21 protein-coding genes are annotated in these 23,828 nt (G+C 67.1%); 4 read left to right on the top strand and 17 right to left on the bottom strand.

Going from position 1 to position 23,828, the window contains the following annotated elements; translation table 11 throughout:
• Positions 1 to 19: 19 nt before the first annotated feature.
• Positions 20 to 1,279, top strand: coding sequence for an MFS transporter (locus JLDANKMP_RS03215; RefSeq protein ID WP_212560511.1), 1,260 nt, complete (start codon positions 20 to 22; stop codon positions 1,277 to 1,279).
• Positions 1,280 to 1,283: 4 nt separating this feature from the next.
• On the opposite strand, the gene JLDANKMP_RS03210 is transcribed toward JLDANKMP_RS03215, so the two are convergent.
• Positions 1,284 to 2,231, bottom strand: coding sequence for a nucleoside hydrolase (locus JLDANKMP_RS03210; RefSeq protein WP_024956998.1), 948 nt, complete (start codon positions 2,229 to 2,231; stop codon positions 1,284 to 1,286).
• 151 nt (positions 2,232 to 2,382) lie between these two features.
• On the opposite strand from JLDANKMP_RS03210, the gene JLDANKMP_RS03205 reads away from it, so the two are divergent.
• Positions 2,383 to 2,715, top strand: a complete 333-nt coding sequence (locus JLDANKMP_RS03205; protein ID WP_043034145.1) for a hypothetical protein — start codon at positions 2,383 to 2,385, stop codon at positions 2,713 to 2,715.
• A 71-nt stretch (positions 2,716 to 2,786) separates the two neighbouring features.
• Here the strand turns inward: JLDANKMP_RS03205 and JLDANKMP_RS03200 are convergent, their stop codons facing one another.
• From JLDANKMP_RS03200 to JLDANKMP_RS03135, 14 genes are all read right to left on the bottom strand, one after another.
• A complete protein-coding gene (locus JLDANKMP_RS03200; RefSeq protein WP_212560510.1) occupies positions 2,787 to 3,506 on the bottom strand; it encodes a GntR family transcriptional regulator in 720 nt (239 codons plus the stop codon).
• A gap of 56 nt (positions 3,507 to 3,562) precedes the next feature.
• Positions 3,563 to 4,930, bottom strand: a complete 1,368-nt coding sequence (locus JLDANKMP_RS03195) for an SLC13 family permease (RefSeq protein ID WP_212560509.1) — start codon at positions 4,928 to 4,930, stop codon at positions 3,563 to 3,565.
• A 104-nt stretch (positions 4,931 to 5,034) separates the two neighbouring features.
• The gene (gene mdcH / locus JLDANKMP_RS03190) at positions 5,035 to 5,955 is read right to left on the bottom strand and encodes a malonate decarboxylase subunit epsilon (RefSeq protein WP_212560508.1); all 921 of its coding nucleotides are present in this window, start codon (positions 5,953 to 5,955) and stop codon (positions 5,035 to 5,037) included.
• On the bottom strand, positions 5,952 to 6,806 hold the full coding sequence (gene mdcB / locus JLDANKMP_RS03185) for a triphosphoribosyl-dephospho-CoA synthase MdcB (protein ID WP_212560507.1): 855 nt from the start codon (positions 6,804 to 6,806) through the stop codon (positions 5,952 to 5,954). The genes mdcH and mdcB overlap by 4 nt, the downstream gene beginning before the upstream one ends.
• Complete coding sequence (gene mdcG, locus JLDANKMP_RS03180) at positions 6,803 to 7,444, bottom strand: malonate decarboxylase holo-[acyl-carrier-protein] synthase (RefSeq protein WP_212560506.1); 642 nt, start codon at positions 7,442 to 7,444, stop codon at positions 6,803 to 6,805. The genes mdcB and mdcG overlap by 4 nt, the downstream gene beginning before the upstream one ends.
• A complete protein-coding gene (gene mdcE, locus JLDANKMP_RS03175; protein WP_212560657.1) occupies positions 7,437 to 8,141 on the bottom strand; it encodes a biotin-independent malonate decarboxylase subunit gamma in 705 nt (234 codons plus the stop codon). Before mdcE ends, mdcG begins: the two co-directional genes overlap by 8 nt.
• A gap of 2 nt (positions 8,142 to 8,143) precedes the next feature.
• Positions 8,144 to 9,052, bottom strand: a complete 909-nt coding sequence (locus tag JLDANKMP_RS03170; protein ID WP_212560505.1) for a biotin-independent malonate decarboxylase subunit beta — start codon at positions 9,050 to 9,052, stop codon at positions 8,144 to 8,146.
• Positions 9,049 to 9,369, bottom strand: coding sequence for a malonate decarboxylase acyl carrier protein (gene mdcC / locus JLDANKMP_RS03165; RefSeq protein WP_088431594.1), 321 nt, complete (start codon positions 9,367 to 9,369; stop codon positions 9,049 to 9,051). Before mdcC ends, JLDANKMP_RS03170 begins: the two co-directional genes overlap by 4 nt.
• Positions 9,370 to 9,379: 10 nt before the next feature.
• Positions 9,380 to 11,023, bottom strand: a complete 1,644-nt coding sequence (gene mdcA / locus JLDANKMP_RS03160) for a malonate decarboxylase subunit alpha (RefSeq protein WP_212560504.1) — start codon at positions 11,021 to 11,023, stop codon at positions 9,380 to 9,382.
• Positions 11,024 to 11,235: 212 nt separating this feature from the next.
• The gene (locus tag JLDANKMP_RS03155) at positions 11,236 to 13,443 is read right to left on the bottom strand and encodes a TonB-dependent siderophore receptor (protein WP_212560503.1); all 2,208 of its coding nucleotides are present in this window, start codon (positions 13,441 to 13,443) and stop codon (positions 11,236 to 11,238) included.
• A 354-nt stretch (positions 13,444 to 13,797) separates the two neighbouring features.
• On the bottom strand, positions 13,798 to 15,486 hold the full coding sequence (gene mqo, locus JLDANKMP_RS03150; RefSeq protein ID WP_012479432.1) for a malate dehydrogenase (quinone): 1,689 nt from the start codon (positions 15,484 to 15,486) through the stop codon (positions 13,798 to 13,800).
• Between the two features lie 229 nt (positions 15,487 to 15,715).
• Entirely contained in the window at positions 15,716 to 16,162 is a 447-nt protein-coding gene (locus JLDANKMP_RS03145) for a GNAT family N-acetyltransferase (protein ID WP_005408520.1), read from the bottom strand.
• A gap of 200 nt (positions 16,163 to 16,362) precedes the next feature.
• Positions 16,363 to 16,797 (bottom strand): hypothetical protein, encoded by a 435-nt coding sequence (locus JLDANKMP_RS03140; protein WP_012479434.1) that lies wholly within the window; start codon positions 16,795 to 16,797, stop codon positions 16,363 to 16,365.
• A 158-nt stretch (positions 16,798 to 16,955) separates the two neighbouring features.
• The gene (locus JLDANKMP_RS03135; protein ID WP_059033534.1) at positions 16,956 to 17,861 is read right to left on the bottom strand and encodes a LysR family transcriptional regulator ArgP; all 906 of its coding nucleotides are present in this window, start codon (positions 17,859 to 17,861) and stop codon (positions 16,956 to 16,958) included.
• A 138-nt stretch (positions 17,862 to 17,999) separates the two neighbouring features.
• On the opposite strand from JLDANKMP_RS03135, the gene JLDANKMP_RS03130 reads away from it, so the two are divergent.
• Positions 18,000 to 18,635, top strand: a complete 636-nt coding sequence (locus tag JLDANKMP_RS03130; protein ID WP_005408523.1) for a LysE family transporter — start codon at positions 18,000 to 18,002, stop codon at positions 18,633 to 18,635.
• 167 nt (positions 18,636 to 18,802) lie between these two features.
• Positions 18,803 to 20,770, top strand: a complete 1,968-nt coding sequence (locus JLDANKMP_RS03125; RefSeq protein WP_212560502.1) for a prolyl oligopeptidase family serine peptidase — start codon at positions 18,803 to 18,805, stop codon at positions 20,768 to 20,770.
• A 54-nt stretch (positions 20,771 to 20,824) separates the two neighbouring features.
• On the opposite strand, the gene JLDANKMP_RS03120 is transcribed toward JLDANKMP_RS03125, so the two are convergent.
• Both JLDANKMP_RS03120 and JLDANKMP_RS03115 read right to left on the bottom strand, forming a co-directional pair.
• Entirely contained in the window at positions 20,825 to 22,579 is a 1,755-nt protein-coding gene (locus JLDANKMP_RS03120; RefSeq protein ID WP_033833344.1) for an oligopeptide:H+ symporter, read from the bottom strand.
• A gap of 79 nt (positions 22,580 to 22,658) precedes the next feature.
• A complete protein-coding gene (locus JLDANKMP_RS03115; RefSeq protein ID WP_212560501.1) occupies positions 22,659 to 23,807 on the bottom strand; it encodes a heparan-alpha-glucosaminide N-acetyltransferase domain-containing protein in 1,149 nt (382 codons plus the stop codon).
• Between the last annotated feature and the right edge of the window lie 21 nt (positions 23,808 to 23,828).

The following is a 23,828-nucleotide window of genomic DNA, read 5'->3' as shown; positions in this document are numbered from 1 at the left end:
TGTTGAAGGCGAATACGCAATGACCGCGGCGCGGCAGCGCTCGATGTGGGTGGCGGGCCTGTCCACGGTAGTGGAGTGGTACGACTTCACCCTGTACCTGTATTTCGCCACGGTGCTGTCGCGGGTGTTCTTCGGCGGCGGCGAACAGGCGCTGCTGGTCACGCTGGCAGGCTTCGCGGTGTCCTACCTGATGCGCCCGCTGGGCGCGCTGTGCTTCGGCCACCTTGGCGACCGCCTGGGCCGGCGCTGGATGCTGCTGGCTTCGATGGCGTTGATGGCGGCGGCAATGCTGGCCACCGCGCTGCTGCCAACCGCGGCCACCGCAGGCACCACGGCGGGCGTGCTGCTGCTGGTACTGCGCTGCGTGATGGCGTTTTCGGTGGGCGGTGAGTACACCGGGGTGGTGGCGTACCTGCTGGAAAGCGCACCGGCGCAGCGACGTGGCCTGGTGACCTCGCTGGCGTCCGCAGCCAGCGAGGTGGGTGCGCTGCTGGCGGTGGCGATCTCTGCGGTTACCGTGGCGCTGCTCGCGCCCGCGCAGCTGGACAGCTGGGGCTGGCGTATTCCGTTCTTCGTTGGCGCGGCGCTGGCACTGGTGATCCTGGTCGCGCGCTCGGGCATGCACGAGTCGCCGGAGTTCGAGCGGCAGCGCCGCGAGGGCAGCATTCCCGCGACGCCGCTGAAGCATGTGCTGCGCAACCATCCGCTGGCGGTGGCGCGCACGTTCGCGATCTCGGCGCTGGGCTCGATTACTTACTACGTCGGCATCACCTATGTGCCCGCATTCCTGCATGCGCGGGGCCACGATGAGGGCGATGCGCTGTGGCTGTCGACGATTGCGGCCGTGGCGGTGATCGCGATCACGCCCCTGTGCGGCGCATTGTCCGACCGTGTCGGACGACGGCCGGTGCTGTTGGGCCTGACCGTGCTGGCAGCGCTGCTGCCGCTGTCCTTGTTCGCGTGGATGGCGCAGGCGACGCCGCTGGGCATCGCGCTGGCCGCGGTGTTGCTGGCCTGCGTGGCCGGTGGCGTGAGCGCGGTGGCGGCCCCGGCCACGGCCGAGCAGTTCCCCGGCGAAGGGCGGGTGAGTGGGCTGGCACTGGGCGTGACCATGGCCACGGCCTTCTTCGGCGGGGCAACGCCATGGCTGGCGCAATGGTGGGTGGAACGCAGCGGCTGGGCGGCGGCGCCGGGCGCGATGATCGCGCTGGTGGCGGTGCTGGTGCTGCCGGTGCTGTGGACCCTGCCCGAGACGGTCCCGGGCAGGGCCAAGCGCTAGCGGGTCAGACCTTCAGGGTCTGCTCGATGTCGGCCAGCACGGCGGCCGCATCCACGCCGATGGCAATCGACTGCACCACGTGGCCGTCCCACACGCTGGGGCCGAACGCCAGGCCTTCCGGCTTGGGAATGGTCATGCCGCGGGCGACGCCGTCGGTGGCCACGCGCACGCTGGCGCGCTCGAACTGGAACAGCTCCGGACGGGTCAGCGCGATGCAGGCGCAGCAGTCGTGCACGACCATGCCCTTGTGGCCGGCCTGCAGGTAGAAGTCCACGTAATCCTGCGACAGCGCACGCACCAGTTCGGCATCGGCACCGCCGATCGCAGCCAGCTTGTCCAGGCCGTCACGGTCCATTTCCACGCGGGTGGTCACGTCCAGGCCGATGGCGGTGACCGGCCAGCTGGCGGTGAACACCACGTCGGCCGCTTCGGCGTCGCCCCAGATGTTGGCCTCGGCGGCCGGGGTGATGTTGCCGTTGACGTGGAAGGCGCCGCCCATGATCACCACGCCGCGCACCAGGCCGGCGATGTCCGGCGCCTGCTGCAGGGCAAGGGCCAGGTTGGTCATGCGGCCGACCGCGACCAGGGTCACCTCGCCCGGATGGGCGCGGACCAGGTCGATGATCAGCTGGTGGGCGGGGCGCGCGTCGGCGGCCACGTCCAGTTCGGCCGGTACCGGGTGGTTGCCCAGGCCGTTGTGGCCATGGATGTGAACCGGCCAGGCTTCCGGGGTGGCTTCCGGCTGCAGCGGGCCGCCGGCACCGCGTGCGACCGGAGCGGCAAAGCCCCAGGCCTGCTTCAGGTACAGCGCATTGTGCGTGGTCGACTCCACCGAGGCGTTGCCGAAGGTGGTGGTGACGCCGATCAGGTCGATCTGGGCGTGCTTGTGCAGGTACAGCAGGGCCAGGGCGTCGTCGACGCCCGGGTCGGTATCGAAAATGACTTTCAGCATGTTGTTGTTCTTCTTCTTCCGTGTGGTGCGGGGGGCGCCGGCGGCCCGGAAGCAGGCCGGCGCGCCCTACATTGTCCCATCTTCATGACAGGCAGGGCCATTGCCGGGGAGGCAGGCCATAATGCCCCCAGTCCAGGCACGGAACCGCCGAATGCTGATCGTTGCCCTTCTGCTGGTCCTGCTGGTGCTGGGCCTGAACGTGGTGGCTACCGTGGTGATCGTCAGGCGCGATGGCCTCTCGGCAGGCGGCCGGACGGTGCAGTTGCTGCTGGTCTGGCTGCTGCCGCTGGTCGGCGCCATCCTGTGCATGGCGGTGGCCACGGCCGATGGCTCGGGCAGCCGGGGGGATGGCGGCGGAAGCCATGACACCTCCGTTGGCTATTCCAGTGACAACCACAGCCATCACAGCTACAGCAGCTCCGACTGCGGAAGCGGCGACAGCGGTGGGGGTGGTGACGGCGGCAGCTGCGGTGGTGGCGATTGACGAGACGTTCCGGGGTGCCGGCCAAGGTCGCGTCCTGGTAGTGCCGGCCGCTGGCCGGCAACCTCATCCGCTCAACCGCCGCCTTCGGTGGGCAAGGGCGCCGGCACGTTCAACAGCCCGCCTGCTGCCACATAGGCGGCCAGAGCCTGGCCCTGGCTGAGCAGATGGCGCTCCATGGTGCGTTCGGCAGCCTGCGCGTCGCGGCGGCGGAAGCACTCCATCAGTTCGCGGTGCTCGGCCAGCGACTGCGCGGTGCGGCCCGGGGTCAGCAACTGGCGGCCGCGATGCATCTTCAGGATGCGGTGCAGGTCGTGGGTGATGCGGATCAGCCACGGGTTGCCGGCGTAGTGCTGCACGGTTTCGTGGATCAGGTAGTTGTTGCGGTAGTACTCGGCAATGTTGCCCTCGGCCGCCGCGGTTTCCATCGCCGCATGCAGGTCTTCCAGCTGCTGCACGCCGGCATCGTCGATGTGCCTGACCGCCTCGTGCGCACAGCGGCCTTCCAGCATGGCCATCACCGGGAACAGTTGGTTGAGGTCTTCCAGCGTCAACCGGGTGACCCGGCAGCCACGACCGGCGTCGATCTGCACCAGGCCTTCGGCAGCCAGCAGCTTCAGGGCCTCGCGCAGCGGCGTACGGCTGATGCCCAGTTCTTCGCACAGCGCGGGCTCGTCGATCCACTCACCCGGGGGCAGGCGGTAGTCGTAGATCCGCTCGCGCACATGTTCGGCCACCTCTTCGTACAGAGGGGCACGCTTCTTCGGTGTACGTGGAGCGGGAGCGATGGCCATGCGCAGAGTGTAACGCCAGGTCGTGCCGACCAGTGGCCGGCACGACCGTTCGGCGGTTACATCCAGCCCGGCACCACGAACACCAGCCAAGCCAACAGCGGGCCGAATGCCACCACCAGGCCGCTGTAGACCAGGAAGCGGCGGAACAGCGTTTCGCGCTCTTCCTTCGCGGCCGAGGCCACCACCAGCGCGCCGTTGGTCGAGAACGGACTGACATCGACGATGGTGGAGGAAACAGCCAGCGCGCAGATCACGCCGGCCGCGCTGAGGTGACCCTGCATCAGGAACGGCACCGCCAGCGGAATCGTGGCGCCCAGCACCGCAGCCGACGAGGCGAATGCGGAGACAATGCCGCCGACGTAGCAGACCAGCAGCGCGCCGAGCAGCGGAATGCCGATGTCGGACACGCCATTGCCGATGAAGTCCACCGCGCCGGCATGTTCCAGCACGCCGATGTAGGTCACCACACCGCAGATCAGCAGCACGGTGGACCAGCTGATGCCATCCACCGCGCCCTTCTGGCTTTGTGGCGACAGCAGTGCCAGCGCGACAGCCACGGTGATCGAGACCAGGCCGACGTTGAGGTTGTAGATCAGCGCGGCCACGCCCAGGCCGAGCAGGCCGATCAGGGTGAACAACCGCTCGCGGGTCAGGCTCACCGCATCCAGTGCTGCCGGATCATTGCTGAGCGTGCCACCGCCCGCCGCGACCAGCGCACCATGGCCTTCGATCGCGAACTGGCGCGACGACGCCTGCGGGCCACCGGCCATTGCCAGCTCCGCATTGCCGATCGTTCCGGTTGCGGTGATCGAGCCGCGGCGAAGCAGGGCGATGCCACCGAAGGCGAAGAAGCAGATCGTCGCCATCATGAAGTTGAAGCCCAGACTGGTCAGGAACACCGCCATTTCGGTTACTTCCAGCCCGGCCTTCTGCACCACGCCATTGGTGATGCTGCCGTACACGCTGATAGGCGAAAAGCCGCCCGCCTGGGCGCCATGGATGACCAGCAGGCCCATCATCAGTGGATTGATGTTGTACTGCTTGGCAAAGCGCAGCGCGACCGGACCGATGATCGCAACCGCCGCCGGGCCCAGCGCACCGAACGCGGTGAGGACCGCGGTGATCACGAACATTACCCATGGAATGGCCACGATATGGCCACGCACCGCTTTCACTGCCCAATGCACCAGCAGGTCGATGGTGCCGTTCTTCTGCGCGATGGCGAACAGGTAGGTGATGCCGACCAGGGTCAGGAACAGATCGCCGGGAAAGCCGGCCAGGACCTCCTTGCCGCCCATGTCGACCCACAGCCCGCCGATGATGAAGGCCAGCGCGAAGGCGACGGCACCCATGTTGATTGGCATCGCCGTGGCAACAATGAACATGATCACCAGACCGATGATCGTTGCGATTTGTGGACTCATGCGCCCTCCCAGACACGTGACTCACGTACAGCGCGGATGGAGACCCGCCATCCCGGGGTAAGGCGACGTACTGCGTGTTGCGTGATACGTACTGCTCGAACCCGTTACTGCAGCCGCTCCAGCGCGCTGCGGACCCAGGCCGCGGCGCCTTCAAGGCTCTGGAACTCTTCCACCGCGCGCACCTCGCAGCACGGGTAGGCCGGCGCGACCATGCGCGCCAGCGCGTTGCCCGGGCCCAGCTGCAGGAACACCCGCGCGCCGCGCTCGAAGGCCTGGCGCATCACCTGCGCCCATTCGATGGTCTGCGCGAGCTGCGCCGACAGCGTGTGGACCGCCGTTGCGCGATCCCGCACCGGTCGCGCATCGATGCCGGCCAGCAGCGGCAGGCGTGGGGCCTGCAGTAGCGAGGCATCGAGTGCGGCAGCGAACGGTGCGACCGCCGCCGCCAGCAATGGTGTGTGTGCGGGCACGCGCACCGGCAGCAGACGGATGTCCGCGCCCTGCGCCCGCGCTGCATCGGCCAGCCGCTGCAACGAGGCGTGCGTGCCGCCCACGATGAAATGGTCCTGCCCGTTGGCGATGGCCACGTGCGCACCGTGCAGATCACAGAGCGGCTGCAGGACATGGCGTTCCAGGCCAAGCACCGCCTGCAGGCCTGCATCGGCGGGGCTGGCGCTGTCCATCAACTGCGCACGCTGCGCAGCCAGGGCCAGGCAGGTGGTGGCATCGAAGCTGCCGGCGATGGCATGCGCGGCGAGCTCGCCGATGCTGTAGCCGGCCACCAGCACCGGTGCAGGCACCGCTTCGCGAAGTCCCTGCCAGTGCGCAAGGCTGGCTGCAGACAGCAAGGGCTGCGCCACAACATTGTCGAAGCGCGATTCGTCAGCAGCTGCCGCGAACACGTCGCGTCCAAGCACTGCGCTGGCGGTCTCCAGTACGTCGCGCACGGCGGGCAGATCGCGTACGCGGTCGAACATCGCCGCATGCTGCGCACCTTGGCCGGGGCAGAGCAGGGCAAGGCTCATGCGACCTCCTGCTGCAGCAGGAACCAGGCACAGGCCAGCAGGTCGGCACTGCCGCCGGGGCTCAGCCGGCGTGCGACGAATCCATTACCGATGCTGTGCAGGCGTGCCTGCCAGCCGGGTACGAAGACGCCGCCGGCATCGAGGAAGCCTCGCGCCTGTTGCTGGGCCCAGCGCAGGCCGTTGGCGCCGCCACGGTGCAGCAGGTTGAGGTCATCCACGCACGCGATCAGCTGCATCAGCGTCTGGCACATCGCGGCCTCGCGTGGCAGGTCGCTGGCCAGCGCGTGGCGCAGGGTAGGCAGTGCCACCTCGCGCAGCAGCGGGTAGCCGGCGGCCGCTTGTTCGCGCACACCCTGCACGCCGTGCCGTGCGCGCGCGCGCTGGCCAGGGCTGTTCGCATCCAGCGGTGCGCCGGCGAGCTCGGCAGCCCATCGGCGCGCTTCCTGGCAGACCTGCTCGGCTGCGATGGCACCGCCCGCGCGGCCCCGACAGGCAGCGGAAGCCGCCACCAGCAGGCCAAGGCTGAAGATCGCGCCGCGATGAGTGTTGATGCCGGCGGTCGCGCGCAGCATCGCGATTTCGGCGGAGATGCCACACCGGCGCAAGGCATTGAAGTCCGTCTCGGCTGCACCGAGGCAGGCCACGGCGATGAAGTAGTGGCGCAGCGTGAACAGGCTGCGCAGGAACGTGCCGGCGTCCATGTCGTGGTGGCTGCCGCTGTCGAAGGGGGTGACCAACCCTGGCTTGGGTGCAAGGGCCAGTTCGGCGTGCAGGCTGGCGATGGCGAGGCGCCCCAGACGCGCGCTGTCCACGGCAGCTGGCCTGACCGCCGGTTGCACGACGGCGTTCATGCGCTCACCCCGGTGGAGGCGAGCAACGCATCACGTAGTTCCAGTGCGGCACCATCGAGGCGCTTGACCAGTACCTCGCGGCTGCTCCCGGCGTATTCGCGCCAGTTCACCGCGCCACCATCCACCAGGCACAGTTCGCCATCGACCCGATGCCCGAAGGCGCTTTCCCAGTGCTGCAGGCGCTCGACCAGCAGGTCGGCCTGGCGTGCGTCACCCACCTGCCACAGCAGGTCGATGTCCGAGCGTGCGTGCACATAGGGCAGGCCGCTGAGGTGCTGCCAGGCGAAGGCGCCGAACACGCGGGCCGGTGCAAGCCGCAGCATTGCCTGCAGTGCCGCCTGCCAATCAGCCGGAACGCCGCCGGCGAGAATCTCATCCAGGGCAGGGGGAGGCTGCAGGTGCTGGATGTCCTGCAGGGCCACGCGCAGCGCCAGCCGTTGCTTGCCTTCGCCTGGCGGCAGCGGCACCCCCAGGCGCAGCCGCGGGTCGGGATCATCCGCCGCACTGCGTGCCACCATGGCTGGCAGGCCCTGTGCGAACCATGCTGCCAGGCGCGGTTCGTGTGCAGTCACATCAGCCCGCCAGTCGGCATCGGCCGACAGCCAGGCCAACGTGTGGCGGGCAGGCCGCTCAGGCATCGCCGTGGGCCACCGCAGTCGAAACCCCTGCCGCCAGGGCGCGGCCGCCACGCTGTGCGCCGCGTGCGGCACGCAGGTCGCCTTTGGCGGGCGTGCGCAGGGCCTGCAGCAGGTGCTGGGAAAGATCGCCCTCCCACAACGAGTCCACCGCACCCATCGCCACGTAGTTGGCGACGCCCGGCGCGAATACCGGCGAGCTCTGGCTGAGCGCCTGCAGCTTCTCCAGCGGTTGCTTGGTCACCCGCGCCATTGCGCGCAGGTCCATCACCCGCACCTGTGCATCGGGCAGGGCGTGGATGTGGTCGGCCATCAGGCCGAATGAGAGGAAGCCGCCACTGACGGATTCGCCGTAGACCAGGGTGATCAGGCGCGCACCACGGCGGCGTGCCAGATCGAGCGTCTGCGCGAGATGCGCAAAGTAACCATTGATGCCCAACAGTTCGTCGCGCCGCGCCAGGCGCTGTCCGGAGGTATCCACCAGCATCACGATCGGTTGCTGCGGATGCGCGGCGGTGCTGGCCAGCACCGTTTCGGCCAGTACCAGTACGTGGTCCACGCCCACCTCGAGCCTGTCGGCGGTGCCGATCAAGGTCACGTCGCCGTCGTCGGTGGTGGCGCTGCCGGTCAGCACCGAATCGTTCACCGCAACGGCATGCCCATGCGGGAACAACGCATCGAGCAGGGTCTGCAGCGGCATGCTCATGGCAGGCTCCGGTCGGCGGTGGCGATGAGGAACTCATCGGTGTCGAGCAGCGGTAGTCGCTCGGGGGCTGCGATGCCTTGGCGGGCCCAGATCTCCAGGCCATCGCGGCAATCGCCCCAGGCCTGCACGCGCGCCTTCAATGCCGCATGGCGTTCCTGCAGTGCAGCCAGTGCAGTATCCGGATCGGTGCTGCTGGTCTCGGGCTGCAGCGCGTTGCTGGCCGCCTGCGCGAAGGCCTCGATGGCATCGGGCACCAGCACCTGTGCCTGGTCGATCAGGTAGCGGTGCTTGCCTCCCGTTACGCGCCAGACCAGCGCGCGATCGCGGGAATCGAACTCTTCCACGCCGCGCACGGTCTCGATCACTTCCGGGCCGGACAGCGACAGGCGCCCCTCTTCGGACATGATGACCGTGCTGCAGCAGCGGGCGACGATGCCCATGCCGCCGAAGGCGCCGTTGCCGCTGCCGATCAGCGCGATCACCGGCACACCCGCTGCACGCGCGTCCAGGGTGGCGCGCATGATCTCGGAAATGGCGATGAGCCCTGCATTGGCTTCGTGCAGGCGCACACCACCGGTGTCCAGCAGCAGAAGCACGCCTTCGGGATGTGTTTCGGCTGCGCGGCGCAGCAGCCCGGTCAGTTTGGCACCGTGCACTTCGCCCACGCCGCCGCCCATGAACTCACCCTGCTGCGCGGCCAGCAGCACGCGTCGGCCACGCAGCGTGGCTTCGCCGACAACGATGCCGTCGTCGAACGCCGCGGGCTGGTCGAGCTGTGCCAGGTGCGGGCTCATCATCCGCCGCGCCGGGCCGAGGAATTCCCTGAAGGAACCGGCATCGACCAAGCTGGCGATACGCTCGCGCGCATCGGCTTCGTAGTAGCTGTAGCGCTGCGTCCGGTTCATCGTGGTTCTCCAGCACGCAGGGTTTCCACGGCCTGGTCCAGGCGCAGGCTGACTACCGCCGGGGTCGCACCGGCATCGTTGATCGAGATGCGTACATCGCGCAGCGGATGACGCTGTGCGAAGTCGCTGATCACCGCTTGCCACACGCTGCCGAAGCCCTTCGCGGCGGTGATGATGCGCACCGTCATCGCGCCGTCCAGTGCGGCCGGCTCCAGCAGGATTTCCAGGTTGCCCGAGGCCAGCACGCCGACCAGCACCGCATCGCGCGGAAACTGCACCGCAGTGTGTCCTTCGAATCGATAGTCGAGGGTTTCCATGCTCAGCCCCTTACCAGTTGCGGAAGCGCTTGGGCGGGTCGTACAGGCCGCCGGACCAGCGCACCAGGTCTTTCACCGAACGCGCCGCCAGCAGGTCGCGGCTGGCATCGCGCACGGAGATGCCGAGGTCATCGGGACGGCGGATCACGCCGCGGTCGCGCAGGTTCTCCACCATCGCGCGGTCGCGCCCCATGCCCACGGCGGTATAGCCGGCCACGCCACGGATCGCCTGTTCGCGCTCCTCAGGGGTTCGGCACAGCAGCAGGTTGGCAATGCCTTCCTCGGTCAGCACATGGCTGACGTCGTCGCCGTAGATCATCACCGGCGGCAGCGGCATGTTCGCGCGGTCGGCCAGGTCCCAGGCATCGAGGCGATCGACGAAGGCCGGCGCCATGTGCTCGCGGAAGGTTTCCACCATCTGCACCACCAGCTTGCGCCCACGCGGCATCTCACCCGGGCGCGCGGCCTGCTGGCCGGCCTTGATCCAGGCCTCGCTGGCATGGCGCCGGCCGCGTGCGTCCGAGCCCATGTTCGGTGCGCCACCGAAGCCGGCAATGCGGTCGCGGGTGGCGGTGGAGCTGTTGCCCTGCAGGTCGATCTGCAATGTGGAACCGATGAACATGTCGCAGGCATACAGGCCGGCGGTCTGCGAGAAGGCGCGGTTGGAACGCATCGAGCCATCGGCGCCGGTGAAGAACACATCGCCTCGCGCGGCGATGTACTTCTCCATGCCCAGTTCCGAACCGAACGAATGCACCGATCTGACGAAGCCCGATTCGATTGCCGGAATCAGTGCCGGGTGGGGGTTCAACGCCCAGTGCTGGCAGATCTTTCCCTTCAGGCCGAGCGATTCGGCGTAGGTGGGGAGCAGCAGTTCGATGGCCGCCGTGTCGAAGCCGATGCCATGGTTGAGGCGGTTCACGCCGTACTCGGCGTAGATGCCCTTGATCGCCATCATCGCCATCAACACCTGGATCTCGGAGATCTGCGCCGGGTCACGGGTGAACAGCGGTTCGATATGGTTCGGCTTCGGCGCCTGCACCACGAAGTTGACCCAGTCAGCGGGAATGTCGACGCGGGGGAGGGTGTCGACGATCTCGTTGACCTGGGCGATGACGATGCCGCCACCGAAGGCGGTGGCTTCGACGATCACCGGCGTGTCTTCGGTGTTCGGCCCGGTGTACAGGTTGCCGTGCCGGTCTGCGGCCTGCGCGGCGACCAGGGCCACGCGCGGAGTCAGGTCGATGAAGTAGCGGCCGAACAGTTCCAGGTAGGTGTGGATGGCACCGATCTGGATGCGCCCTTCAGCCACCAGGTTGGCCAACCGCACCGACTGCGGGCCGGAGAACGAGAAGTCCAGCTTCGACGCGATGCCACGCTCGAATACATCCAGGTGCGACGGCAGCGACAGCACCGACTGCACCATGTGCAGGTCGTGCACGCGGGCCGGGTCAAGATCGGCCAGGGCCTGGGCGAGGAAATCGGCCTGCTTCTGGTTGTTGCCCTCCAGGCAGACCTTGTCGCCTGGCTCCAGCAGTGCATGCAGCAGCTCGCCTACGTCGCCGGCGGCGACCTCGCGTCCCCGGGCCCACGGCGCGGCACGTTCCAGGCGGGCCTGGCGGCTGCGTTCCAACGTATCCCAGCTCGGGTTCATCGACCGGCTTCCGATTGGTGTCGATGTAATTACGGCATAATTACGAAGGGCGCCGCAACCTGCAGTGCAGCAAAAGGAAGGGCCCGCGCGGAGGCGGGCCCATTCAGGTAGGCCGCGACGGTGGGTCGTCGCTGAGGACGTGCCGACCAACGGTCGGCACCCACCAGGCACCCACCAGGCACCCACCAGGCACCCACCGGTTCGCGGGTTGCTCAGAACTTCCAGCGCAGGCTGGCCGACACGAAGCGCGGTTCGCCGTAGTTGTTGTAGTCCAGATTCGCCCAATAGGTCTTGTCCAGTGCGTTGCGCACGCTCAGCGTTGCGGTCCAGCTGTCGCTGATGCGGTAGTTGGCATTGAACTGCACCAGCATGTAGGCCGGCTGGTTCACCGTCACCGTGCCGCCCAGCGGGTAGGCGATGTTGTAGCCCTGCACCTTGCTCTGCCACTGCACGCCACCGCCAACGCTCAGGCGTTCCAGCGCGCCGCGCAGCTGCAGCTGGGTGTTGAGCTGCAACAGGTCCTTCGGCGGGTTGGCGTACAGCAGGTCGGTAGCCGCGCGGGTGACCTTGACGTGGGTGTAGCCGGCATTGACCGTCCAGCCCGGCAGGATCTCGCCGTTGACGTCCACTTCCCAGCCGCGTGCCTTGGTGCCGTTGACGCCGATGTAGGCGGAGGTGCCATCGCTCAGCGAACCTTCCGGCACGCCCATGTCGCGCACGGCGTAGTTGTCCTGCTTGGCCTCGAACACGGCGGCGTTGGCGGTCAGGCGGCCGTCCAGCCACTGGGTCTTGATGCCCGCTTCCAGGTTCGAACCCTGCACCGGTGCCAGCAGGTTCTCGTTGCGGTCCTTGAAGTTCTGCGGGTTGAAGATCTCGGTGTAGCTGGCATAGGCCGACACGTTCGGGGTGATGTCGTAGACCAGGCCCACGTAGGGAGTGACTTCATCGCTCACCTTGTATGCGCCGCTGGTGCCGGTGTAGGCGCCAGCGGCGTTGTAGGAGCGGGTGAGGGTTTCCCAGCGGCTCAGGCGTGCGCCGGCAATCAGCGACAGCGGATCGGCCAGGCGCAGGCGGGTGGCCAGGTAGACGCCACTCTGCGTGGTCTTGGCCACGCGGCGCGCGCCGGTGCGGCGGTAGGTCACCTCGGAGATGTCGCCGTTCCAGTTGTACACGTTGGGAATGTAGTAGCAGCGCTCGCGTGCACCCGTGGCGCTGACACACGTTGCCCAGTCGCTCGGGAAGTTCAGTGCCAGGGTATTCGTCGTGCCTTCCAGGTCCGACCACTGTGCGCCGAGGGTCACGTCGTGGTCGCGGCCGAACAGATCGAAACTGCCGGTCAGGTAGGCATCGACGTTGCGCCGGGTGTCCTTCGAATCACCGGCGGCCGCGCGCAGGTAGATGCCCGCGCCGGTCACCGGGTCCGGGTTGCCGGTGCCGTACAGGCGCACGTTCTGCACGTTGCCGCGGGTGTAGGCGGTATTGATCTTCAGCAGCCAGTTGTCGCCGAAACGCTGTTCCAGGTTGGCGAAGGCGGTGTTGCTCTCGCGCTTCCAGTAGCTCCATTTCGGCGACAGGTTGGTCGAGCGCGGCAAGTGCGCGAAATGGCCCTGGTTGTCGAAGAACGGCACGGTGCCCCAGGTCGAGCCGGTGGGGTTGTTGTCCTGGCTCTGGTAACCGAGGGTGATCGTGGTGCTGTCGGTGACGTCGCCTTCCAGCACCGCCATGCCGGCCATCTTGTTCTCGTCGTAGCGGTCGTAATACAGGCCACGATCGGTGTAGGCGGCGACCACGCGGCTGCGGAAGCGGCCGTCGGCGGTCAGCGGCGCGGTCACGTCGGCTTCCATGCGACGGTAGTCCCAGCTGCCGGCGCTGACCGCGAACGACGCATCGAATTCCTTGCCCGGGCGCTTGCGCAGCAGGTTGACCGTGGCCGACGGCACGCCGGCGCCGCTGAGCAGGCCGTTGGCGCCGCGGATCACTTCGATACGGTCGTAGAAGGCGGTGTCGTACTCCTGGTTGGTGGAGCCGCTGTAGGTGGGAATGCCATCGACCTGGAAGTCGGTGATGGCGAAGCCGCGCGCGTAGTACAGCGGGCGCTGCGTGTCATAGAAGGACACGCTCACGCCGGTTACATTGCGCATCACATCGTTGATGCTGAACAGTGATTCGTCCTGCAGGCGCTGCAGGCTGATGGCGGTGGCGGACTGCGGGGTCTCCTGCAGGGTGATCGGCAGGCGCGTGGTGCTCGACGGTGGTGCGGACTGTTCGGCGCGGACGCTGACCCGGTCCAGGGTCTTGGCATCGGCAGTGCCATCGGCGGCGGCGAACGCGCTGGGCGCGGCCAGCAGGGTCAGCGACGAAAGCAGGGCAGCCGGCAGCAACGCGCGGCGGGGCAGGCGGTTACGGAGGATCAGGGACATGGTGGGCTCGAGGCTCGGAAGCGGGGAAGGGCGGCAACAGTCGTCCAGCACCCGGGGCGGCGGCTTCGGGCGCGGTCAGGTCCATCTGGGGAGGTGCGATCACTGCACAGGACGCAAATGTAAATAATTCTTAACAACATTACAATTCGCGTCATTCGCAGGGGCTTTCCGGCGCAGAGCAGTGGCGGGCCGGGGTCGGATCCTGTTGCCGCAGGCAATGGGCTCTGACCCCATCATCGGCGCCCAGGTGCAGGTCAGAGCCCTCCCGTGCGGGAGGGATCCGACCCACCTCGCACAAAAACAAACGGCCACCCGAAGGTGGCCGTCCGTCTGCATCGAAAGCAAACTGCGGGCTTACAGCGCCTGCAGTTCCTCGTTGGCGTTGCGCTTTTCCTTGGCCGCTGCCGGCACTGCAGCCGCAGCGGGCGATGCCGCGTTCGCATCCACCGGCACCTCCAGATACGGCAGATGCAGGGTCTGGCTGGTCAGCGTACGGATCTCGTTGACCAGCGCGGCGCTGTCGTTGAGCTTGCGCCCGTACGACGGCACGATCTCGCGCAGGCGGGCTTCCCAGCCGGCCTTCATCTGGTCCGGGAAGGCCTTGGCCATCAGGTCCAGCATGATCGGCGGCGAGGTCGACGCACCCGGCGAAGCGCCGAGCAGGGCGGCGAGGGTGTGGTCCTTGTCGGTCACGATCTCGGTACCGAACTGCAGCACCGGGCCCTTCAGCGGATCACGCTTGATGATCTGCACGCGCTGGCCGGCGGTCACCAGCTTCCAGTCACCGGGCTTGGCAGTGGGGAAGTACTTGACCAGCTCGGCCTGGCGGTCGGCATCGTTCAGGCGCGCCTGGCCCATCAGGTACTGCACCAGGTCCAGGTTGTCCTTGCCCACTTCCAGCATCGGGCCGACGTTGTTGTGGTTCACCGACGAGTACAGGTCCCACCACGAGCCGTGCTTGAGGAACTTGGTGCTGTACAGCGCGAACGGCCCGAACAGGACCACCGGCTTGCCGTCCAGCTTGCGCGCATCCAGGTGCGGCACCGACATCGGCGGCGAGCCGGTCTCGGCCATGCCGTAGGCCTTCACGCCGTGGCGCGAGGTCACGTCCTGGCCCTGGAAGGCGAGGAACTGGCCACCGACCGGGAAGCCGGCGTAGTCCTTCGATTCCGGAATGCCGGACATCTGCAGCAGCTTCAGTGCAGCGCCACCGGCACCGATGAACACGAAGCGGGCGTGGGTGGTGGACTCGGTGCCGGCCTTGAGGTCCTTCACCGTCACGTTCCAGCTCTTGTCGGCGTTCTGCCGCAGCGCGCTCACTTCGTGGTTGAGGTGCAGGCTGAAGTTCGGGCTGCGCTGCAGGCCGGCGGTCAGCTGGCGGGTGATCACGCCGAAATTGACGTCGGTGCCCAGCGGCATCCAGGTCGCGGCAACCTTCTGCTTCGGGTCACGGCCTTCCATCAGCAGCGGGGCCCACTGCTTGATCTGAGCCGGATCCTCGGAGTACTGCATGCCATAGAACAGCGGATTCTTCACCAGGGCCTGCTGGCGCTTGTGCAGGTAGGCAATGTTGTCATCGCCCCAGACGAAGCTCATGTGCGGGGTCGGGTTGATGAAGTCGCTGGGCTGGCTCAGCCGGCCTTCCTTCACCTGGTGCGACCAGAACTGGCGCGAGACCTCGAACGATTCGGCGATGCCGACCGCGCGCTTGGTCTCGATGCTGCCGTCGGGCAGTTCCGGGGTGTAGTTCAGTTCGGCGAAGGCCGAGTGGCCGGTGCCGGCGTTGTTCCAGCCGTCGGAGCTTTCACCGGCGACGCCGTCGAGGCGTTCGTAGACCTGGATGTTCCAGTCCGGCTGCAGTTCCTGCAGGTAGGTGGCCAGGGTGATGCTCATGATGCCGGCGCCGACCAGCACAACGTCGACGGGCTTGTCGTTGCTGGCGGCGGGCACCGAGCGCTGGGTCAGCGGCCAGTACAGGAACAGCGCGGCGGCCAGCAACAGCAGCACGAGCAGGGCGAGAAGAGCCTTGCCAAATTTCTTCATGGGGGCGGGATCGTTGGCGGAGGGGAAGGGGTCAGGATGCGCGTGGGACAGGGAAAGGGCGTGAAGAAACAACGCCTTGCAGCATCCGTATGCGATTCTAACCGGATCCGGTCTGTTTTTGATGCAACGCAGCATCCGGCGTTTCGCGCCATCCTCACCCGCTAGCGCCGGGTGATACCCGGCGAACGAAGCCTTGCCAGCGTCAGGCCATCCCTGGCGACAGCTTCACTCAGACCAGCTCAAGAATCTCGTCACCGGCCTCGTCGACCTGCCCGGTCGGGCGCCAGCCCAGGCGCCGGTAGAAGCCATGCGAGCGCGAGCGTGGGTCGGCCGAACAGGCCAGGAACAGGCGTTGGTGGCCGGCATCGCGGGTCAGGCTGACCACGTCCTGTAGCAGCTGGCGACCGATGCCGCGGCCTTCATACTCGGGCAGCAGGGCCAGCACCAGCACTTCGCCGCTGTCGCGGTCGGCGAAGCAGTAGCCGGCCATGCGCTCGCCCTCCCAGGCGACGCGGCCGATCGAATCGCCCTGGGCGATGCCGGCCGCCCAGCTGTCCTCGGTGATGCCCAGCTCTGCCAACTGCGCGGCGCTGAAGGCGTTTTCGCGGGTGCGCCCGCGCAGGTCGATGCAGGCGGCGGCATCTTCGGGGCGCGCATCGCGCACGGCTATCGGCATACCGGACACCCTTGTAGTGATTGGCCCGCCAGTATCCGCATCACGCATGGACCCGGTGTGGAGGGTTGATGGAGATTGGATGGAGCAAAAAGGGGACGGAGGGGATTAAGTCGCTTTCGACCCGACTTCTCCATGGCCCGGGCTCGACAACTCCTGACTACCAAGCGATGCATTCCGAACGCTTGGCTGCCCTGGTGGTATCAGGTCGCAGTGAGGCCCTCCTGTCGCAGCAAGGCAAGGTACCTTCCACCTTCATCGTCAGCGTCGAATATGTCCTCGCCATCCAATGCATACGCCCTGAGCAGGTACTCAAGGGCCCGATCCCGCTGCCCCAGAAGTTCGTTGCATTGGCCAACGCGATACAGGATGAAGGGATTGGTATGCCCGTCCGGACCATTCAATGCATCCATGAAGTACTTCAGGGCGGTCACTACGTCACCAGAAAGAAAGCTCGCGTCTCCAAGTGAAGCACAGAGCCACGTGTAGGCCTCCCAATCCTTGGCAGGAGCTGGCAACGCTTCTAAAGCCTGCAGCCAACACCGAGTCGCGCCAGCATGGTCATCGGCATCCATGAGGACGTTTCCCTGCTCTGAGAGGTCAGTGACCCGCTCATAGATTTCGTCAGGAAGTTCCATTCGGTTTGACTCACAATTGGCAAGCTTTCCAGCCTACGTAAAACAAGTACATCTGTCGGCTGGCAATTGAGCTATTCGGTGTCGCAATTGCCTCGAATTTTGGCCGCGTGAGCCGAAAGCGGGTGCCGACCAAGATCTACATCCCCTGGGAGGCCAGCTCAGCGCTTGCGCCGGATCAGTGACGAGGAGGCATCCAGCACCGCGCGGGTCAGCAAGGCCATGGTCTGCACGTCGCCCTTCCAATGCTGCCAGTACAGCGGCACGTCTTCCCACGCGCGCTGGCGCACGTAGACCAGGCGGCCCGCGTCCAGGTGCCGCTTGACCAGCGGCAACGGATTCATCGTCCAGCCCATGCCGCCAAGGTTGGCCTGCACGAAGGCGCGCGTGGACGGAATCCACCAGGTCGGCGCGGTGCTGGGCAGGTCGTCGCCGGCCATGCGCCGGGCGAAGCGCGACTGCATGTCGTCCTTGCGGTTGAACACCAGCACCGGGGCCTGCGCCAGCGCCTGCGCGGTCACGCCCTTGGCGAAATGACGCTCGCGGAACTCGGGGGTACAGGTGGCGGCGTAGCGGATGCTGCCCAGCGCATGGATCTGGCAGCCCTGCACCGGCTCGTCCAGGGTGGTCACCGCGCCCAGCACCGTGCCCTGGCGCAGCAGCTCCACGGTGTGGTCCTGGTCCTCCACGCGCAGGTCCAGCGTAGTGCCGGTGGTCTGCGCGAACTGGTAGGCCGCCTGCGGGAACCAGGTTTCCAGGCTGTCGTGGTTCACCGCCACCGGAATACTGGCTTGCGGCAGGTCCTCATCGGCCAGGCCCATCCGGTGCAGCGCATCGTGCTCGAGCAGGGCGGTCTGCTCGGCCAGCTGCACCAGCAACTGCCCCTCGGCGGTGGCGGTGGCCGGGGTGCCGCGCTTGACCAGCAGCCGGCCGATCCGGTCCTCCAGCGCCTTGACCCGCTGCGAGATGGCGGACGGGGTGACATTCAGCGACTGCGCGGCGCGGTCGAAGCTGCCTTCGCGGATCACTGCGGCCAGGGCACGCAGCTGGGCATGGTCGATACGCATCGAATTAAGTTCCGCTAATGTTGGTTTAGGAAGTTTAGCTCGTCTTTTTCATGTTGCGGCGCGACAATGGCGCCCGTTCCGGTGCTGTCCGCCTTCGCGAGGCACCGTCCCCCCAAGCAAGTAAAGGCAGTGAATCCCATGTTCTCGGTCATCTCCGCCAGCACCGGCCTCGGTGCCTGGTTCTCTGGTGCAGCTACCGGCATCGGCCTGTTCGCCGTGGTCGGCGCCCAGAGCGCCTTCATCCTGCGCCAGGGCATCCTGCGCAAGCACATCGTGCCGGTGGTCGCCACCTGTGCGGCCATCGATGCGATCTTCATCTTTGCCAGCGTGGCCGGCCTGCGCACGCTCACTTCGGCGCTGCCGTGGCTGACCACCGCCGTGCTGTGGACCGGCGTGGCGTTCCTGGCCTGGTACGCGATGAAGTCGGCGCGCCGCGCGATCGCCGGTGGCGGCGGCATGGGCGAGGCTGACAGCGACGACGGCAGCCGCCGCGCGGTGCTGATGGCCGCAGTCGGTTTCTCGCTGATCAACCCGCACTTCTGGCTGGACATGATGGTGATCGGTTCGATCGCCGAGAACTTCGGCAACGCCCGCATGGCCTTCGCTGCCGGTGTGGTCACCGCCAGTTGCCTGTGGCTGACCGCGCAGGGCCTGGGCGCGCGCCTGCTGGCGCCGCTGTTCACCAAGCCCAGCACCTGGCGCGTGCTCGACGGCACCATCGCGGTGATCCTCAGCATCCTGGCCCTCACGTTGGCGGTGCGCGGGGTCCACTGACCCGGCGCACGCCCCCCGAACCCACGTCCTGACTCTCTCTCCAAGGTAGTGGTAACGACGGCACCGGCAACGGTGCCGTCGTTTTTTGTGCGCCACTGGCGGGCCGGACACTGGCCTGCCTAGAATCGGCCAGCCGGGACAAGGGGTCCAGGCAGGGGGAGAGAAGGATGCACAAGCGCTGGCTGGCCGCCATCATCGTGGCGGGATTGTGGTGTGGAACCGCTGCTGCGATCGATCTGGGCGCCTATGTGCGAGCGGACAAGTTCGGCGATGTCATGCTGTCTCCCGGGGGCGATTATCTGGCCGCGACCGTGCCTGCGGACGGCTTCACCGCTGTGATCATCCTTCGTACGGACGACAACACGCCGGTGGGCAACCTGCGCCCACCACTCAATTCGCATGTCTTCGGCCTGCACTGGGTCAACAACGATCAGGTGATGTTCGGTCTGGCGCAGAAGTTCGGTACCCGCGACGCGCCGTGGGCCACCGGCGAGCTGCTGACACTGGATGCACGCACCGGACGACCGGAACTACTGGTGGGCTACCGCGACCTTGGCCTGCGCGTGCGGCCCAAGTACCGGACGTCGGCCGCGGCGTTCCTCAGTGACGCCCTGCCTGGCGACGATGCGCACGTGGTCATCGCGGTAGGCGGATCGCGGCTGGATGCCAACGGTTATGCGGCCCAGCTGGAACTGGCAAGCGGCAAGCAGCGGCTGCTGGCCCGCGCGCCGATGCCGGGTGCCTCCTATGTGGTGGATGCCCGCGGCGACGTACGTTTCGTACAGGGCGCCGGTACTGACAACGTCCATCGGCTCTACCACCGCAACGGTGGCGACTGGGCGCTGGTCAACGATGAGAAACGGAGTGGTCGCAGCGAGGCGGCGCTGGGCTTTTCCGCCGACGGCCAGCTGGCCTACCTGCTCAGCGAGCAGCCCAGCGGCCCCGATGCCATCGTCAGCTGGAACCCGGCCACGCAGGAGCGCAAGGTCGTGCTGCGCGATGAGGTTGTCGATCCGGCGCGACTGATCCGCAGCCCGGGCAGCACCGTGCCGGTCGGCGCGCTGTTCCTGGGAAACACGCCGCATACCCGGTTCTTCGACGAAAGCTCGGACGAGGCACGGTTGTACCGCAGCCTGGAGGCGGCCTTCCCCGGGCGTGCAGTATTCATCACCTCCAGTACCCGCGACGGTCGCCGGCTGCTGGTGGAAACCGGGTCCGGTTCCAATCCGGGCGAGTTCTACCTCTACGACCGCGACCGCAACCAGGCGCGCTTCCTGATGGCGCGCAGCGAATGGATTGATCCGGAGACCACTGCGTCGGTGCGGCCGGTCCTGCTGAAGGCGCGTGACGGGCTGGAGCTCCATGGATTCCTGACAGTCCCGCATGGCAGCACTGGCCGTGACCTGCCGATGGTGGTGGTGCCGCATGGTGGGCCGATCGGGATATTCGACAACGGCAGTTTCGATCACGAGAACCAGTTGCTGGCCGCTGCCGGCTACGCCGTGCTGCAGATCAATTTCCGCGGCTCGGGCAACTACGGCCGTGCCCACAGCCGGGCAGCACTGAAACAGTGGGGGCGCGCGATGCAGGACGACGTGACCGACGCCACGCGCTGGGCGATCAGCGAAGGCATCGCCGATGCCCGGCGCATCTGCATCTACGGTGCCAGCTACGGCGCCTACTCGGCGATGATGGGCGCCGCGCGCGAACCGGGGCTGTACCAGTGCGCGGCCGGCTATGTGGGCGTCTACGACCTGCCGCTGATGTTTACTGGCGGCGATATCCAGGACCGCGATTCCGGAATGAGCTACCTGCGCGAGTGGCTGGGTGATCCGGCCACGCTGGGCGCGGTCTCGCCGGTCAACCTGGCCGAGCGGATCAGGGTGCCGGTGTTCCTGGCGGCCGGTGGTCAGGACAAGCGCGCCCCGATCCAGCACACCGAGCGCATGGAAGCGGCGCTCAAGCGTGCCGGTACGCCGGTGGAAAGCCTGTACTACAAGACCGAAGGGCACGGCTTCTATACCCAGGCCCATCGCAGCGAGTACTACGGCAAGCTGCTGGCGTTCCTGTCGCGCAGCCTGGGTGGCAAGACCGCCACGACTGCGGCTGCGGACGGCAAGGGCAGGGCGCCGTAACGCAAGGGCGGCGGATGATCCAACCGCCGCCCCGGTTCCTGCCTGTGCGTGGGCTTACTTCACCCCGTGCATCATCTTCTTCAACAGTGGCGCGGCAATGAAAGCGGCCAGCGCACAGCCCAGGCCGATCCACATCAGCAGCCAGAACAGGTGCGCATAGGCACCGGCGGCGGCCACCATGTCCAGCGATTCGCCTTCCGGCACCTCGATCGCGGCCAGCTTGCCGAACAGCGCGGCCAGCGTCTCCGAGAAGGCGGTGGCCAGAAACCAGGTGCCCATCATCAGGCTCATCACCCGCGGCACGGCCAACTGGGTCACCGCCGACAGGCCGACCGGCGACAGGCACATCTCGCCACTGGCCAGCAGGAAGTAGGCCAGCACCAGCCACCACACGCTGGCCATCTCGCCGGTGGCGCCAACCTGCTGCGCGGCCAGTGCCAGCGGCACGAACGACAGTGCGCCGATCACCAGGCCCCAGGCTGATTTGACCGGCTTGCCCGGTTCCCAGCCGCGGCGGTCCATCCACGTCCACAGTGCGGCGAAGGCCGGTGCCAGCAGCACCAGGAACAGGCCGCCGAGATAGGTGAGCGAGCCGGCGGTCTGCGGAATCACCAGGCAGTCGCGCACCAGCAACACCAGCATCAGCACGACGATGGCGGCGAAGAACGTGCGCGGCGCAGCCGAACCCGGACGACGCTCGGACAACCGTGCGCTGACCACGAAGCCCAGCGGAGCCAGCAGCAGCGAGAGGATCGACCACGGCAGCGGCGTACCGCCGGTGATCACCAGCGAGGGCACGATGTCCTTGGTCAGCAGCCGGTCGGTGAAGGTCACCCACGAGCCGTAGGACTGCTCGTACATGGTGAAGAACACCAGCGCCATGAAGATCAGCACCATCAGCGCGATCATCTGCTGGCGCTGTACCGGCGTGCACTTGCTGCCGGTGAACCAGGCGAACCAGACCAGCACGCCGCCCAGCACCACCACCATCAACATCAGTGCCAGGCTGATTTCACCGCCCAGCGCGAACGCGCCGTTGCCGGCCGCCCACATCAGCCACGCCACCGGCAACACACCGAGCACCGCGCACAGATAGATGAGCCATTCGCGCGGCAGGCCCAGCACCTTCTGCTTCAACGCCGCCGGTTGCGGCGGCTCGGCGTGGCCCTGCAGGTACTTCTGGCCCCACAGGAACATGGCCAGGCCGGCCAGCATGCCGATGCCGGCCGCACCGAAACCGTACTTCCAGCCGTAGGCCTCGCCGAGGAAGCCGCACACCAGCGATGAGAACAGCGCGCCGAGGTTGATGCCGGCGTAGAACAGCGAGAAACCCGAATCGCGGCGCGGATCGTCCTTGGCGTACAGCTTGCCGACAATGGTGGAGATGTTCGGCTTGAGGAAGCCGACGCCCATGATGATCAGCGCCAGCGACAGGTAGGTCACCGCCAGTGCCGAGGTGTCGCGCACCACTTCGCCGTTCACCCGGTACGCAGCGTGGCCTTCGAAGGCCATGCCGAGGTGGCCGAGTACCAGCAGGATGCCGCCGAACAGCACGGCCCGGCGCATGCCCAGCCAGCGGTCGGCCAGCATGCCGCCGAATACAGGGATGCAGTACACCAGGCCACCGTAGGCGCCGAGCAGGTCCAGGCCGGCCTTGTCGCCGAACAGGTGGTACTTGGTCAGGTACAGCAGCAACAGCGCCTTCATGCCGTAGAAGGAGAAGCGCTCCCACATTTCGGTGAAGAAGCAGACATAGACGCCCTTGGGGTGACCCAGGAAGTCGTCGGAAGCGATAGCGGTGGAATTCATCGCGGAATTATAGGCCTGTGGCCCGATCCGCTTTCAGTAGATCCACGCCATGCGTGGATTGCCGGACTGGCCTGGGCGATCACAGGTACCGCAACCACGCCAGGTCGCGCCTTCGCGCCTTGAACCGCGCGAATGCCCGGGTCGGCGGGTACAGCACCACCGCCAGCGCACAGGCCACCAGCAGCAGGCCGCTGACCGAATCCAGGGCATACAACTCGCCATGGGTAGGCCCCCAGGCCGCCAGCGCGCCCAGGTACAGCGCCTTCAGCACATACAGGTGCAGCAGGTAGAAGAACATCGGCGCGGCGCCGATATCGGCCAGCGGGCGCAGCGCACGCGCCAGTGGCGGCCATTCGTACAGGCGCAGCAGCAACAACCCCACGCCCAGGGTCAACAGCAGGAACTGCAGCGACGGCGGGTACTTGGTGATGTTGAGGATGCTCAGCCAGGTGCGCAGTGCTGTGGTCTGGTACTGCCAAGGGGCATCCCCGTACTCGTTGGCGAATCGCAGTAAGGCGAACAGGGCCAGCGCGCCGACGCCTGCCCACAGCAGCCAGTGATGACGCTGCGCCGGCGCGCGCTCGCGGGCGAACCAGGGCCCCATCAGATAACCCACGGCGATCACCCCGATCCACGGCAGCACCGGATAGGAGGTGCGCAGGCGCAGCGCGCCGGCCTCGATCCAGTCGCGCTGGTGCAGCACTTTCCACAGCACCGCCAGCAGGCCATTGCCTTGCACCCGTAAGCCGTCGAACAGGTTGTGCCCGGCCACCACCGCGATTGCCAGCACCAGCAGGGCCGGGCGTGGCAGCCAAAGCAGCCCGGCCAGCGCGATCATGCTCAGCCCGATGGCCCAGATCACCTGCAGGTACAGGGTTTCCGGCGGCAGCTGGAAGGTCCAGGCGAAATTCACCAGGGTCAGTTCCAGCACGACCAGGAACAGCCCGCGCTTGAGCAGGAACGCGGCCGTGGCCCGGCGCGGATCCGCCTGGCGCTGGCCGTACAGCCAGGCCGACAGGCCGGTCAACAGGACGAACACGGGTGCGCACAGGTGGGCCAGCAGACGGCAGGCGAACAGCGCGGGGGAGACCGTCGCCGCGTCCATCGGGTCGCTCACCTGGTGCTGCAGGAAGAAGGTCTCGCGCACGTGGTCGAGCAACATCAACAGCATCACGGTGCCGCGCAGCTGGTCGATGGAGGCCAGGCGGGTAGTGGGGGAAGGGGCCACGTACGAGGTTCGGTCGGCGTG

The organism is Stenotrophomonas sp. PE591 (assembly GCF_018320795.1).
Taxonomy (GTDB): domain Bacteria; phylum Pseudomonadota; class Gammaproteobacteria; order Xanthomonadales; family Xanthomonadaceae; genus Stenotrophomonas; species Stenotrophomonas maltophilia.
This window is presented reverse-complemented; position numbering and strand designations above follow the sequence as displayed.